Raw genomic sequence first — 13092 nt, 5'->3', positions numbered from 1 at the left:
TCAGTCCCATTCCAGGCCGCCGCGCCGCCATACGTACGCGTACGCGACGAAGACGGTGAGCACGAAGAGCAGCATCTCCACGAGCCCGAAGATCCCCAGGGCGTCGAAGGTGACGGCCCAGGGGTAGAGGAAGACGATCTCGATGTCGAAGACGATGAAGAGCATCGCCGTCAGGTAGTACTTGATGGGGAAGCGCCCGCCGCCGGCCGGCGTGGGGGTCGGCTCGATCCCGCACTCGTAGGCATCGAGCTTCGCGCGGTTGTACCGCTTCGGACCGATCAGCGTGGCCATGACCACGGAGAAGATCGCAAAGCCTGCCCCGAGGGCTCCCAGTACGAGGATGGGCGCATACGCGTTCACCGCTCCTCGCTCCTCTCAGTCGGCACTGACTGCATGGGGTCCCCCCTGGTCGAGCGAAGCCGAGACCGTGGGGGAGGTTGCACTGGGCTCACGCCGACCTCACCGGTCCCACGAGCCCCGCTCGTCCCGGGCGAAGATCGCGAACATGTGAAGCAGGTCACAAGCCCAACTGCCTCGCATCTTATGCCCGCCGCTCTGTGATCTGCGACACGGGGTATTACACAAGCTTTGTGATCTCCACCACCTGACGAAGGATCATGAAGTCGGATGATGCGTGATCTTCATACGTGAAGCGTTCAGTTGATCACCAGAAGTGACATTCATCCTTGTCACCGCAGGCCGGAGCGGGCGTCTCAATATCAAGAGAGTTCCGCTGCATGCAAATTGGCGCTGGGCGCGTGATCTTGATAGTGGGTCCCGTTCACACCTCAGGGGGAGGCCCGGGGCAGGTGTGGACGGCAGCCGGAGCGCGTGCACGCGTTCACGAGCTCCGCACGCGCGGGACGCCGTGATTCCGGCGGCCGTTCCGTGACCTCCGCCACACTCATGAGAGATCCATGAGAACCGGGCTTGGCCAACGATCCCAACCAGTGGTAGGCGGGGAGCAATTCGGACGTAATGATCAAAGACCGTGATCAAGGGCATGATCGCGAGCGTCCGCAATGTCCGTTACGGCGTCAATAAAGAACGACACGCCCGGGATTCCTAGTCTCGATTGAGCAACTGTGGCGCAGCACACGTTTCTTGAAGATATGAAGGAGCCCCTGGTACCGCTTGTTCCCATGTCCCACACCGCTCACATACGCAGCCACCGGAAGCCCCGCCGCAGCGCGTCGACCCTCGCCATGCGGGCCGGAGTTGCCGGTGGCGTCCTCGGCACCCTGGCAGTCGCCGGGGCGTCCGGCTCGGCGAACGCGGCCGAGCCGGTGACGCAGACCCTCGAGCTGCCCACCCTGACGGCCGACCTGGCCGCCCAGGCGGCCCAGTCCGCGGACGCCACCCAGCAGGCCGCCGCCAACTACCAGCTGCAGGCCGAGCGTGACGCGGCTGCCGCAAAGGCCGCGAAGCAGGCCAAGGCGGACCTCGCCGAGGCCAAGAAGAAGGCGGCGGAGGCCAAGAAGAAGGCGCAGGAGGCCGCCCGCAAGGAGGCCGCCGCCCGCGCCTCGCGCAGCGCGGAGCGGACCACGCTGTCCACCACGGCGGACGCCGGCTCCACCACCACGACCACGACGACGACCTCCGCGCCCTCCGGCGGCAGCGTGGCGACCGTCATCGGCTTCCTCAAGGCGCAGGTGGGCGACGCCTACGTCATGGGCGGCACCGGCCCCAACGCGTGGGACTGCTCGGGCCTCGTCCAGGCCGCGTTCAAGCAGGTCGGTGTGGACCTCCCGCGTGTCTCGCAGGACCAGTCGACCGTCGGCACCGAGGTCTCGATGTCCAACCTCCAGCCCGGCGACATCCTGTACTGGGGCGCCAAGGGCTCCGCGTACCACGTCGGCGTCTACATCGGGAACGGCCAGTACCTGGACGCCGCCAACCCCTCCAAGGGCGTCGTCATCCAGGACCTCTCCGGTTACCCGGCGACGGGTGCGGTGCGGGTGCTCTGAGCACGTCCCGCACCTCTCACGCGCGTAGGGCCGCAGCCGCTCGGGGGCAGCGGCCCTTGCGTCATCCCTGAAACGCGCCTGCGCCCGCTCGGCGCGCTCCCGTACGGGCATCCGCGCCCGCGGGCCCACCGGAGCCCCCAACGCCCCGCCCAGGCACGCCCAACGCCCCGCCCAGGCACGCCCAGCGCCCCGCGCCCCCTCCGCGCGCCCACACGCCCCGGCGTCGCGGCTCCGCCCGCCCAGCGCCTCACCGCAAGCGCGCGGCGGCTCCCGGCCACACCCGCGTACGGCTCCCCCATGACGGCACAGTCCGGCATGTCGGACACGTCGCGGATGCGCTGCTCGAAGCGTCCCCGAGGAAGCGGCGGTTGCCCGGACGAGGGCAACCGCCGCCGCGGCAGGCGGCGGACCGGCCGCCCGTCGCGTCAGGCCTTCGGCGCCACCCTGCTGAGGCCGTTGATGATCCGGTCCATCGCGTCGCCGCCGGTGGGGTCGGTGAGGTTCGCCAGCAGCTTCAGGGTGAACTTCATCAGCATCGGGTGCGTGAGACCGCGCTGCGCGGCGATCTGCATGACCTTCGGGTTGCCGATGAGCTTCACGAAGGCGCGGCCGAGGGTGTAGTAGCCGCCGTAGGTGTCCTTGAGGATGCGCGGGTAGCGCTGGAGGGCGATCTCCCGCTGGGCGGGGGTCGCGCGCGCGTGGGCCTGCACGACGACGTCCGCGGCGATCTGGCCGGACTCCATGGCGTAGGCGATGCCCTCGCCGTTGAAGGGGTTCACCAGGCCGCCGGCGTCGCCGACGAGCATCAGGCCGCGCGTGTAGTGCGGCTGGCGGTTGAAGGCCATGGGCAGGGCGGCGCCGCGGATCGGGCCGGTCATGTTCTCCGGGGTGTAGCCCCAGTCCTCCGGCATGGAGGCGCACCAGGCCTTGAGGACCTCGCGCCAGTCGAGCTCCTTGAAGGAGGCGGAGGTGTTGAGCACGCCCAGTCCGACGTTCGACGTGCCGTCGCCCATGCCGAAGATCCAGCCGTACCCGGGCAGCAGGCGGTCCTGGGGGCCGCGCCGGTCCCACAGCTCCAGCCAGGACTCCAGGTAGTCGTCCTCGTGGCGGGGGCTCTCGAAGTAGGTGCGGACCGCGACGCCCATGGGGCGGTCCTCGCGGCGGTGCAGGCCCATCGCGAGGGACAGGCGGGTGGAGTTGCCGTCGGCGGCGACGACGAGCGGCGCGCGGAAGGTGACCTCGCGCTTCTCCTCGCCGAGCTTGGCGGTGACGCCCGTGATGCGGCCGGTGCGGTCGTCGACGACGGGGCCCGTGACGTTGCAGCGCTCGAAGAGGCGGGCGCCTGCCTTCTGGGCGTTGCGGGCGAGCTGTTCGTCGAAGTCGTCGCGCTTGCGGACCAGGCCGTAGTCGGGGAAGGAGGCGAGATCCGGCCAGTCGAGCTGGAGTCGGACACCGCCTCCGATGATGCGCAGACCCTTGTTGCGCAGCCAGCCGGCCTCCTCCGAGATGTCGATCCCCATGGCGACGAGCTGCTTGACCGCGCGCGGGGTGAGGCCGTCGCCGCAGACCTTCTCCCGCGGGAACTCGGTCTTCTCCAGGAGCAGGACGTCGAGACCGGCCTTGGCGAGGTGGTACGCGGTCGTGGAGCCGGCTGGCCCCGCGCCCACGACGATCACATCGGCGGTGTTGTCGGAGAGGGGCTCGGTCACGGCGGGATCTCCCCAAGGTTCGAAATCTGCGTGCCGACCGGCACTGGACATGGGCAGTCTATTCAGCAGAATTGATCACCCGGCTGAAGGGCTGCCCTGTGAACCGACCTCTCCCCGCGGTACGGCTGCGCGTTCCCACCCATGAGGACGCGGTCGCCTGGCACCGGATCTTCGCCGACCCGGAGGTCATGGAGTTCCACGGCGGCAGGCCGGCGGCGCTGTCGGTCTACGAGGAACTCACCGCGCGGCAGCGGCGGCACGACGCGGAGCGCGGTTTCTGCCTGTGGACGCTGCTGGACGAGGCCGGCGAGGTCATCGGCTTCACCGGGGCGCAGCCCTGGCGGCCCGACTGGGGACCGGTCGGCGAGACGGAGATCGGCTGGCGGCTCGGCCGGGCGCACTGGGGGAAGGGGTACGTCACCGCGGCGGCGCGGGAGACCGTCAGCCGGGTGCGTGCGGCCGGGGTGCCGGGCGTGGTGGCGGTGGTCCGGCCGGGCGACGAGCGGTCGATCGCGGTGGCCCGGCGGCTCGGCATGGAGCCGGCCGAGTCCTACACGCATCCCGCGCGGGACGAGCCGGCGCTCTGCTTCCGGCTGGGCTTCGGCGACGCCCCGTAGTCGTCTGTCACAGAAAGACACCGGCGGCTTCCAGGCGGCTCCGGGCGGGAGTTACCCTGCCGGTACCGCTGGGGGTGACATCTGTGCGCATAACACCCAACACACCCGAAGTGCGCGTCCCGCGTCTGGTCGGTCTGATGGCTGTGGACGCGCGCGAGACGGCCCGGTCGCGGGGCCTGTTCCTCAACGCGCCGGACCGCCCGGAGTTCCACCTCACGGTGGTCGAGCACGTCGTACGCCAGTACCCGCAGCCCGGTGCCGAGGTGCCGCGGGACTCGATGGTGTACGTGTGGTTCGACTTCGGGGAGGGCGAGGGCGGTGGCGGTGTGCGGGAGCCGCGGGTCCCCGGACCGCCCCGGGGCGGACGGCGGCGCGAACTCGACCAGCCCGGCGACCCGTACGCGGTGGCCGGACTCAGCTCTCCTTGAAGCCGCGGTGCAGTGCCACCACACCACCGGTGAGGTTGCGCCACGCCACCCGCGACCAGCCGGCTCCGCGCAGCCGTTCGGCGAGGGCGGGCTGGTCGGGCCAGGCGCGGATGGACTCGGCGAGATAGACGTACGCGTCCGGGTTGGAGGACACCGCGCGCGCGACCGGCGGCAGGGCCCGCATCAGGTACTCGGTGTAGACGGTGCGGAACGGCGCCCAGGTCGGATGGGAGAACTCGCAGATCACCACGCGCCCGCCGGGCCGGGTGACCCGGTACATCTCCCGCAGCGCCGCGTCCGTGTCCTGGACGTTGCGCAGCCCGAAGGAGATCGTCACCGCGTCGAAGGTGTCGTCCTTGAAGGGCAGCCTCGTGGCGTCGCCCGCCGTGAACGGCAGCCAGGTGTGCTTGCGCTTGCCGACCTGGAGCATGCCCAGGGAGAAGTCGCAGGGGACGACGTACGCGCCGGTCCGCGCGAAGGGCAGCGAGGAGGTGGCCGTGCCGGCGGCGAGGTCGAGGACCTTCTGCGCGGGGCGTGCGTCGACCGCCCTCGCCACCTCCTTGCGCCAGCGCCGGTCCTGGCCGAGCGACAGCAGGTCGTTCGTCAGGTCGTACCGTTCCGCCACGTCGTCGAACATCGAGGCGACTTCGTGCGGCTGCTTGTTCAGGGAAGCGCGGGTCACCCGCCCATTCTTGCAGCCCGGTCTCACGGCAGGAGCCTCGGCTTCCTGCGTGCCGCGACGTCCTCCACCCAGCCGCACAGCAGGACGAAGGCGGCGATCAGGACCCAGCCGACGCCGAACATGAACCACTGGCTGTCCAGCGGCAGGTGGGCCTCGAAGGCCGGCACGTCCCACAGCCGGTCGATCAGCGGAACGGCCAGGATCAGGGCGATCTCGTGCCAGAGGTAGACCGTGACCGCGCGCGCGTTGAAGACCGTCACCGCGCGGTCCAGCCGCCGCAGCCGGGCGAGCCCGGCGAAGTCGATCCGGAAGTACGCCTTGGCCCACATCAGGAGCGTCACGAAACCGGCCGACCAGAAGGCCTGTGCGAGGGGGTTCTCGTCCAGGTCGTACGTGCCGTGGTCCGCCTGGTGCGCGAAGGCGTACCAGGCGCCGCAGCACAGCGCGGCGAGTGACAGGACGACCACCGCCGCCGGCCGGGCCCGCTGGAGCACGCCGTCACGGTGGGCGAAGCCGAGCACCCAGCAGAAGAGGTACGTCGACAGGTCCCACAGGGCGCTGCCGAGCCGGCCGTCCGGGCCCGGCCAGGCGAAGTTCAGGACGAGGACGGGGAGGAGGGAGAGGAACAGCACGGGCAGCGGGGCCCGGCGGAAGAGGCGCAGGAGGAGGGGGGAGAGCAGGACGAACCAGAGGTACGTGCGCAGGTACCAGCAGATCTCCCACGCCTGGGCGCCCCACGCGTCGCCCGGGGGGTCGCCGAGCGGGACGATCCAGTAGGCGATCTCCCGGCCCGGCAGCCAGCCGTGGACCAGCATGGCGAGCACCACGAAGAAGCCCCAGAACCAGAAGGGGGGCAGCAGTCTCCTCAGCCTGCTCTTCAGCACGGTCGGCGCGGGGCGTGCCAGGGACTTGGCCATCAGCGTGCCGGCGAGGGCGAACATGATGCCCATGGAGGGGAAGGCCAGGCCGGCCCAGGGCCAGCCGAAGGTGTGGTAGGCGACCACCCGGACGAGGGCCAGCGCCCTGAGCGTGTCGAAGTAGCGGTCCCTCGCCGGGGCCGGGTGGGGGTGCCGCCCGCCGGGAGGTGCCGACGCCCCCGCACCCGCCCGCGCCGCCGGGTACACGTCCGCCGCCGCATCCGCGCCCGCCGCCGCGTCCGCCCGCGCCGCCGCATCCGCGCCCGCCGCACCGCCCACCCGCGCCGCCGTGCCCACGCCCGCCGCCGCACCCGCCACCCCGGTGGTACGACCGCCCGTACCCGCCACCCCGGTGGTACGACCGCCCGTGCCCGCGCTCGTGCCCGCCGCCCCGGCGGCGCGGCTGCCCGCGCCCACGGCGGTGCGCCGGTGCGCGCCCACTCAGCTCACCCCCGCCGGTGTCCCGACCTCTCCGGTGCGCTTCAGCTTCTGCCAGCGCAGGCGGCCGCCGGTGAGGGCGGTGACGCAGGAGTGGATCAGGACGAGGTACATCATCTGGCGGTAGGCGAGTTGCTGGAGGGGCATCATCAGCAGGTAGCGGTATTTCTCCCGGTCCAGGCGGAAGGCGTAGGCCGCGCACAGGAGTTGGACGGCCAGGACGGCCAGCCAGGCCAGCAGGGCCGCCCGGAAGTCGACGAAGAGCATCGAGTAGACGGTGAAGACGTCGATGAGCGGGGCGAAGACCGGCGTGACGACCTGGAAGACGACGACCAGGGGCATGCCCACCCGGCCGAACCGGCCCGAGGGGCCCCTGTCCGTGAGGGACTTGCGGTGCTTCCACAGCGCCTGCATGGTGCCGTACGACCAGCGGTAGCGCTGGGACCAGAGCTGCTTGAAGGAGCCCGGCGCCTCCGTCCAGGCGCGGGCGTGCTCCTCGTAGACGACCCGCCGGCCCGCGCGGTGCAGGGCGATGGTGATGTCGGTGTCCTCGGCGAGGGTGTCGTCGCTCATGCCGCCCACCTCCAGCACGGCGTCACGGCGGAAGGCGCCGACGGCCCCCGGGATGGTGGGCATGCAGCGCAGCAGGTCGTACATGCGCCGGTCCAGGTTGAAGCCCATCACGTACTCGATGTGCTGCCAGGCTCCGATCAGGGTGTCGCGGTTGCCGACCTTGGCGTTGCCCGCGACCGCGCCGACGGACGGATCGGCGAACGGCTGCACCAGCCGCCGTACGGTGTCCGGTTCGAAGACCGTGTCGCCGTCCATCATGACGACGATGCCGTACCGGGCGTTGCGGACGCCGTTGTTCAGGGCCGCCGGCTTGCCGGCGTTCTCCTGGCGGATCACCCGGACGTTGGCCATGCCGAGCGAGGCGGCCGCGCTGCGGGCGATCTCCGAGGTGCCGTCGGTGGAGCCGTCGTCCACGACGAGGATCTCGATCGGATGGGTGCTCCGCGCCAGCGAGGCGAGGGTGTTGGCGATGCACTCCTTCTCGTTGTACGCCGGGACGATCACGCTCACCGGCTCGGTGACCGGTGGTCCCCAGGTGAACCGGCGTCTGTTGCGCTGCCGGTGGTGGCGGCGGGCCAGGACCACCATCATCCCGAAGCGGCCCAGAACGGCCACGCCCACCACCATCAGGCCGGCGGAGAGGACGGGCAGCGTCCACTCGGCGACGGCGACGGCCGCGATGAGGGCCCTGCCCTCGTAGAGGGTCGCGCCGGTGGCCGCGTGGTGCGCGCTGTGCGGGCCCGGGCCGGCGGCCGCGCCCTGTTTCTCCATGACGCCGCTGACCGTGGTGAAGGTGTAGCCCTTCGCCTTCATCTTCTCGATGTACTTCGGCAGCGCCTCGATGGTCTGCGAGCGGTCGCCGCCCGCGTCGTGGAAGAGGACCGAGGCGCCCTCGGTGCCCTTCGGGGTGGCCCACTGGACGATCCTGGAGACGCCGGGCCGCTTCCAGTCGTCGCTGTCGGTGTCGACGAAGACGCTGGTGTAACCGTCCTGGCCGAGCTTCTCGTAGACGGGCCAGCTCCAGTTGTCGATGGCGTCCGTCTCGGAGGAGTACGGCGCACGGAACAGCGTCGTGGTGATGCCCGCGGCCCCGGCGAGGGCGAGTTGCGTCTGCTCCATCTCGCGGTCGACGCGCGCACCGCTCTGGTACGACAGGTCGACGTGCGTGAACGTGTGGACGCCGACCTCGTTGCCCTGCCGGACCATCGTGCTCACGATGCCGGGATAGCGGGACACCATCGAGCCGACCAGGAAGAACGTGCCGGGGACGTCGTACTTGCGCAGGATGTCGAGGACCTTCGGGGTCCAGGTCGGATCGGGGCCGTCGTCGAAGGTGAGGGCGATGGTCCTGGCGGGGACGGAGACGGTGGTGGCCTGGCCGCCCCGGAAGGTGAGGATCGGTCCGCCGTCGAGGATGTCGTCGGGGACCTCGGAGGAGCCGGCCCCCGTACGCACGCGCTGGTCGCCGCCGACCTCGGCGCGCAGATATCCGTCGAGCAGCATCACGCAGGTCAGCGCCAGCAGCAGCAGGAAGGCGAGGATGACGCGGGGCCGCTGGAGCGCCGCGGCCCTGCCTGCGGCGCGCTCGATGCGGCCGGGCGCGCGCCTGCGGCCGCGGGAGGACGTCGATGTGGTCATGGCTGCCGTGCTACTCCGGTCGGTCGGCGGCGGCCGACGGGGTGCCGGTGGCCGACGGGGTGGCGGTGGTGGCCGGCGAGGTGGCGGTGGCCGACGGGGTGGCGGTGGTGGCCGGTGAGGTGGCGGTGGCCGACGCGGGCGTCGACGGGGTGGCGTCGGGCAGGTGCGCCTGGCGGCCGGTGCCGCCCTGGGGGCCTGTCCGGCCGGGCGCCCGACCGCCGTCGGCACTGCCGAAGGGCGTCAGGGAGGACGGGGTGAGGGAGGTGCCCCAGCCCATGAAGGCGGCGGCCAGCACGACCGCGTAGGTCAGGCAGCCCGCGCCGAGGAGCAGGCCGACGCGGCGCAGCACCTTCGACCGGCGCCCGGTGGTGTCGACGAACACGGGCCCCTCGGCGGACCCGTTGCCGTGTTTGCGGCGGCGACCGCGCCCGGCGGTACGACTTTCGACGGCGGGTTCGGATTGCATTCCCCGGATGCTAGAGAGCCTTTATGTGGCTTTTTTTCAGCGTTTCTGTGAACCGGCGGAGATGGCTGTGAGCCACCCGTGCATGCGCCCCCAGGCTGTCGCTCACCTGAGAGAGGCGGCGTCGGTCCACGGTCCCGTGTGAGAGATTTCGCCGCATGAGGAGTCGACTGAGCCCTTTCGCCGCCTTCACCTGCGCGTTCGCTCTCGCGGTGACCGGTTGCGCCACGGAAGCCGGGAAGACGCCGGGCTCGGCGGACCGCTCCCCCGCCCGGGCCGCCGCCCGCACCCCGGCGTACGCCCCCTACGTCAGCGCCACCGACGCCGCCGCCACCGACGCCGCCGGTTCCCCGTCGACGTACAACCTCGCCTTCGTGGTCTCCGACGGCAGCGGCTGCACACCCAAGTGGAACGGCACCGAGGCGGTCACCGGTTCCGCCGTGACGTCCCGGACGTCCGCGCTGAAGAAGGGCGGCGCCGCCGTCCGCGTCTCCTTCGGCGGAGCCTCCGGCAAGGAGCTGGCCACCACCTGCGACAGCGCCTCGGAGCTCGCCGCCGCCTATGCCGGGGCGCTGGACGCGGCCGGCTCCGACGCGGCCGACTTCGACATCGAGGGCGACGAGCTCACCGACTCCGCCTCCGTGGCCCTGCGTTCACGGGCGATAGCCCGCCTGCAGGCAGAACGCCCGGACCTGGAGGTCTCGTTCACCCTGCCGGTGATGCCGTCGGGGCTGGACGCCGACGCTCTGGCGCTGCTGGAGTCCGCGAACACGTACGACGTGCAGGTGGCCACGGTCAACCTCATGACCATGAACTACGGCGAGTCCTACGACGGGGACATGGGGGACTACGCCGTGGCGTCCGCGAAGGCCGCGCACGGCCAGCTGAGGAAGGTGTTCGGGTCGTCGGACGCCGGTGCGTGGCGGGGAATGGCGCTCACGTCGATGATCGGGGTCAATGACGTGGCGGGTGAGACGTTCACGCTCGCCGACGCCGCGCAGGTGCGGGCGTTCGCCGCGCGGAAGGAGATCGCCTGGGTGTCGATGTGGTCCGCCGGCCGGGACCGGCAGTGCGCGGACGGGGCCGAGCGGGACGGGGCCGCCACCGACTGCAGCGGGGTGCGGCAGGGTGCGGGCGCGTTCGGGCAGGCGTTCGGCGGCTGAGGGGCGCGGGCGGGGCCGTCACCTGCGCCGGAACACCAGCCGCCCGGCCACCACCGTCGCCACGCACGTCCCCGCCCCCCGCTCGGCCAGTTCGGCCTCGTCGCGCACGTCGAAGGCGGCGAAGTCGGCGGCGGAGCCGGGCTCGCGGGCCGGCCGGGTCCTCGGGGGCAGGCCGGAGGCGAGGGGGTCGAGGGAGGGAACGCCGGCGGGCCGGCCGGGCCGGCCCACGACGGCGAGGCCGGAGCGCTGCACGGCGTCCCGTACCGCGCGGTTGCGCAGCGGTTCGCAGGCCACCGCCACCGTGCCGTGGGCGAGCATGCGCTGCACCCCGCGCCGGGCGCTCGCGCCCCAGCGGGCGTCGTCCAGCCGCAGGGCGGTGAGCGCGTCCCCGGTCAGCGGCTCGGTGCCGAGTTCCCCGGCCTCCCGGGGATCGGGGTGGTAGGTCTCCTCCAGCAGCTCGTTGCCGTGGAGGTTGACGAAGCCGGCGGTGAGGATGCCGGGCCACTGCCGCACGCGCGCGCGTGGCCGTGCGGCGGCCAGCTCCGCCAGGGAACCGACCGCCTCGATCCGCTCGCCGGCGACGGCGAAGGCGTGTCCGCGCGCGTCGGCGTGGATCGTCAGCACGGCGCCCCTAGTTCGACGCGAGCAGCTTCAGCTCGGGGTGGGCGGTGCCGCCGTCGATGGCGGTGGAGGAGATGTGCGACACCACGCGGTCGTCGACCGGGTCGTTCGCCGGGTCGTCGTGCACGACGAGGTGCTCGTACGTGGTCGAGCGCTGGGCCGGCACCCGCCCGGCCTTGCGGATCAGGTCGATGATCTCCAGGCGGTTGGAGCGGTGCCTGGCGCCGGCCGAGGAGACCACGTTCTCCTCCAGCATGATCGAACCGAGGTCGTCCGCGCCGTAGTGCAGGGACAGCTGCCCGACCTCCTTGCCGGTGGTCAGCCAGGAGCCCTGGATGTGCCGGACGTTGTCGAGGAAGAGGCGGGCGATCGCGATCATCCGCAGGTACTCGAAGAGGGTCGCCTGGGTGCGGCCCTTCAGGTGGTTGTTCTCCGGCTGGTAGGTGTACGGGATGAAGGCGCGGAAGCCGCCGGTGCGGTCCTGCACGTCCCGGATCATCCGCAGGTGCTCGATCCGCTCGGCGTTGGTCTCGCCGGTGCCCATCAGCATGGTGGAGGTGGACTCGACGCCCAGCCGGTGGGCGGTCTCCATGATCTCCAGCCAGCGCTCGCCGCTCTCCTTCAGCGGGGCGATGGCCTTGCGCGGCCGCTCGGGCAGCAGCTCGGCACCCGCTCCCGCGAAGGAGTCCAGGCCCGCCTCGTGGATGCGGGTGATGGCCTCCTCGACCGACACCCCGCTGATCCGGGCCATGTGCTCGACCTCGGAGGCGCCCAGCGAGTGGATCACCAGCTGCGGGAAGGCGTCCTTGATGGCCTTGAAGTGCTTCTCGTAGTACTCGACGCCGTAGTCCGGGTGGTGGCCGCCCTGGAACATGATCTGGGTGCCGCCCAGCTCGACGGTCTCCGCGCAGCGGCGCAGGATGTCGTCGAGGTCGCGGGTCCAGCCCTTGTCCTTGTCCTTGGGGGCCGCGTAGAAGGCGCAGAACTTGCACGCCGTGACGCACACGTTCGTGTAGTTGATGTTCCGCTCGATGATGTACGTGGCGATGTGCTCGGTGCCGGCGTACTGGCGGCGGCGTACGGCGTCGGCGGCGGCGCCCAGGGCGTGCAGGGGGGCGTCACGGTAGAGGTCGAGCGCCTCCTCGGCGGTGATCCGCCCACCGGCGGCGGCACGGTCGAGGACGGACTGGAGGTCGGCCTTCTCGGTCACCGGCGTCCCTTTCGCAAGGTTCGTAAGGGTTGTGGACAGACCACGCCAGCCTACGCCAGCCGGTTTCGGACACCGACCTCAGGCTGCGTAGGCGCCGATCAGGACGCCGGTGAGGGTGCCGGCCAGGAGGAACGGGCCGAAGGGCACGGCCGTCTTCCGGCCCGCCCGCCGGGCGAGGACGAGCGCGCCGCCGTAGAGCGCGCCGAGCAGGAATGCGGCGAAGGTGCCGAGCAGCACGGTGGGCCAGCCGTACCAGCCGAGCACGGCCCCCGCTCCCAGGGCCAGTTTCACGTCGCCGAAGCCCATGCCGCCCGGATTGACGCGGTACAGGACGTAGTAGCCGGCGCCGAGGGCGAGGGCGCCGTAGAGCGCGGTCGGCCAGTGGCCGGCGTGTTCGGGAAGCAGGGCGGTGAGGCCGAGCAGGGCCAGGGCGAGGGCGGCGAGCGGCAGGGTCAGCGGGTCGGGCAGCCGCTGCACCCGGAAGTCCACGGCGGCGAGGAGTACGCCGGCGGGTGCGAGCAGCAGCCAGACCGCGAGCTCGGGCCTGGTGCCGGTGGCGGCGGCGAGGGCGGCGCAGACCAGCGCGGTGACGGCGGCGAGGAGGGGACGGGACGGGGTGCGGGAGGCGGCGCCGGGGCCGGAAGGAGTCAGTTCGGCGCCATCGGA

13 protein-coding genes are annotated in these 13092 nt (G+C 71.7%); 4 read left to right on the top strand and 9 right to left on the bottom strand.

Going from position 1 to position 13092, the window contains the following annotated elements; all coding sequences use genetic code 11:
* Nucleotides 1–360, bottom strand: coding sequence for an NADH-quinone oxidoreductase subunit A (locus tag ABZ576_RS28415; protein WP_053654533.1), 360 nt, complete (start codon nucleotides 358–360; stop codon nucleotides 1–3).
* Between the two features lie 752 nt (nucleotides 361–1112).
* Between ABZ576_RS28415 and ABZ576_RS28410 the strand changes: the two genes are divergently transcribed.
* A complete protein-coding gene (locus ABZ576_RS28410) occupies nucleotides 1113–1967 on the top strand; it encodes a C40 family peptidase (protein WP_360746782.1) in 855 nt (284 codons plus the stop codon).
* 425 nt (nucleotides 1968–2392) lie between these two features.
* On the opposite strand, the gene ABZ576_RS28405 is transcribed toward ABZ576_RS28410, so the two are convergent.
* Nucleotides 2393–3727 (bottom strand): geranylgeranyl reductase family protein, encoded by a 1335-nt coding sequence (locus ABZ576_RS28405; protein WP_360746779.1) that lies wholly within the window; start codon nucleotides 3725–3727, stop codon nucleotides 2393–2395.
* A gap of 47 nt (nucleotides 3728–3774) precedes the next feature.
* Between ABZ576_RS28405 and ABZ576_RS28400 the strand changes: the two genes are divergently transcribed.
* A complete protein-coding gene (locus ABZ576_RS28400; RefSeq protein WP_360746776.1) occupies nucleotides 3775–4293 on the top strand; it encodes a GNAT family N-acetyltransferase in 519 nt (172 codons plus the stop codon).
* A 110-nt stretch (nucleotides 4294–4403) separates the two neighbouring features.
* The gene (locus ABZ576_RS28395; RefSeq protein ID WP_360746773.1) at nucleotides 4404–4721 is read left to right on the top strand and encodes a PASTA domain-containing protein; all 318 of its coding nucleotides are present in this window, start codon (nucleotides 4404–4406) and stop codon (nucleotides 4719–4721) included.
* On the opposite strand, the gene ABZ576_RS28390 is transcribed toward ABZ576_RS28395, so the two are convergent.
* From ABZ576_RS28390 to ABZ576_RS28375, 4 genes are read right to left on the bottom strand one after another with little or no spacing between them, the layout of a single operon-like run.
* A complete protein-coding gene (locus ABZ576_RS28390; protein ID WP_360746770.1) occupies nucleotides 4708–5403 on the bottom strand; it encodes a demethylmenaquinone methyltransferase in 696 nt (231 codons plus the stop codon). The genes ABZ576_RS28395 and ABZ576_RS28390 overlap by 14 nt on opposite strands.
* Before the next feature lie 23 nt (nucleotides 5404–5426).
* Complete coding sequence (locus ABZ576_RS28385) at nucleotides 5427–6761, bottom strand: acyltransferase (protein WP_360746767.1); 1335 nt, start codon at nucleotides 6759–6761, stop codon at nucleotides 5427–5429.
* Nucleotides 6762–8969 (bottom strand): glycosyltransferase, encoded by a 2208-nt coding sequence (locus tag ABZ576_RS28380; RefSeq protein WP_360746764.1) that lies wholly within the window; start codon nucleotides 8967–8969, stop codon nucleotides 6762–6764. It abuts the gene before it with no gap.
* Between the two features lie 10 nt (nucleotides 8970–8979).
* Nucleotides 8980–9435, bottom strand: coding sequence for a hypothetical protein (locus ABZ576_RS28375; protein ID WP_360746762.1), 456 nt, complete (start codon nucleotides 9433–9435; stop codon nucleotides 8980–8982).
* A 155-nt stretch (nucleotides 9436–9590) separates the two neighbouring features.
* Between ABZ576_RS28375 and ABZ576_RS28370 the strand changes: the two genes are divergently transcribed.
* Nucleotides 9591–10595, top strand: a complete 1005-nt coding sequence (locus ABZ576_RS28370; protein ID WP_360746760.1) for a chitinase — start codon at nucleotides 9591–9593, stop codon at nucleotides 10593–10595.
* A gap of 18 nt (nucleotides 10596–10613) precedes the next feature.
* On the opposite strand, the gene ABZ576_RS28365 is transcribed toward ABZ576_RS28370, so the two are convergent.
* From ABZ576_RS28365 to ABZ576_RS28355, 3 genes are all read right to left on the bottom strand, one after another.
* Nucleotides 10614–11219 (bottom strand): hypothetical protein, encoded by a 606-nt coding sequence (locus ABZ576_RS28365; RefSeq protein ID WP_360746757.1) that lies wholly within the window; start codon nucleotides 11217–11219, stop codon nucleotides 10614–10616.
* A gap of 7 nt (nucleotides 11220–11226) precedes the next feature.
* Complete coding sequence (gene mqnC / locus ABZ576_RS28360) at nucleotides 11227–12426, bottom strand: cyclic dehypoxanthinyl futalosine synthase (RefSeq protein WP_360746753.1); 1200 nt, start codon at nucleotides 12424–12426, stop codon at nucleotides 11227–11229.
* 78 nt (nucleotides 12427–12504) lie between these two features.
* A partial coding sequence (locus ABZ576_RS28355) for an A24 family peptidase (RefSeq protein ID WP_360746750.1) occupies nucleotides 12505–13092 on the bottom strand: 588 nt, incomplete at its 5' end.

This window comes from Streptomyces sp. NPDC013455, assembly GCF_040632975.1.
Lineage (GTDB): Bacteria > Actinomycetota > Actinomycetes > Streptomycetales > Streptomycetaceae > Streptomyces.
This window is presented reverse-complemented; position numbering and strand designations above follow the sequence as displayed.

Bases quoted from the DNA above. Each gene is read 5' to 3' on its own strand.
- ABZ576_RS28410 (WP_360746782.1), top strand. From the start codon at position 1,113: ATGAAGGAGCCCCTGGTACCGCTTGTTCCCATGTCCCACACCGCTCAC.
- ABZ576_RS28405 (WP_360746779.1), bottom strand. From the start codon at position 3,727: ATGTCCAGTGCCGGTCGGCACGCAGATTTCGAACCTTGGGGAGATCCC.
- ABZ576_RS28380 (WP_360746764.1), bottom strand. From the start codon at position 8,969: ATGACCACATCGACGTCCTCCCGCGGCCGCAGGCGCGCGCCCGGCCGC.
- ABZ576_RS28375 (WP_360746762.1), bottom strand. From the start codon at position 9,435: ATGCAATCCGAACCCGCCGTCGAAAGTCGTACCGCCGGGCGCGGTCGC.
- ABZ576_RS28370 (WP_360746760.1), top strand. From the start codon at position 9,591: ATGAGGAGTCGACTGAGCCCTTTCGCCGCCTTCACCTGCGCGTTCGCT.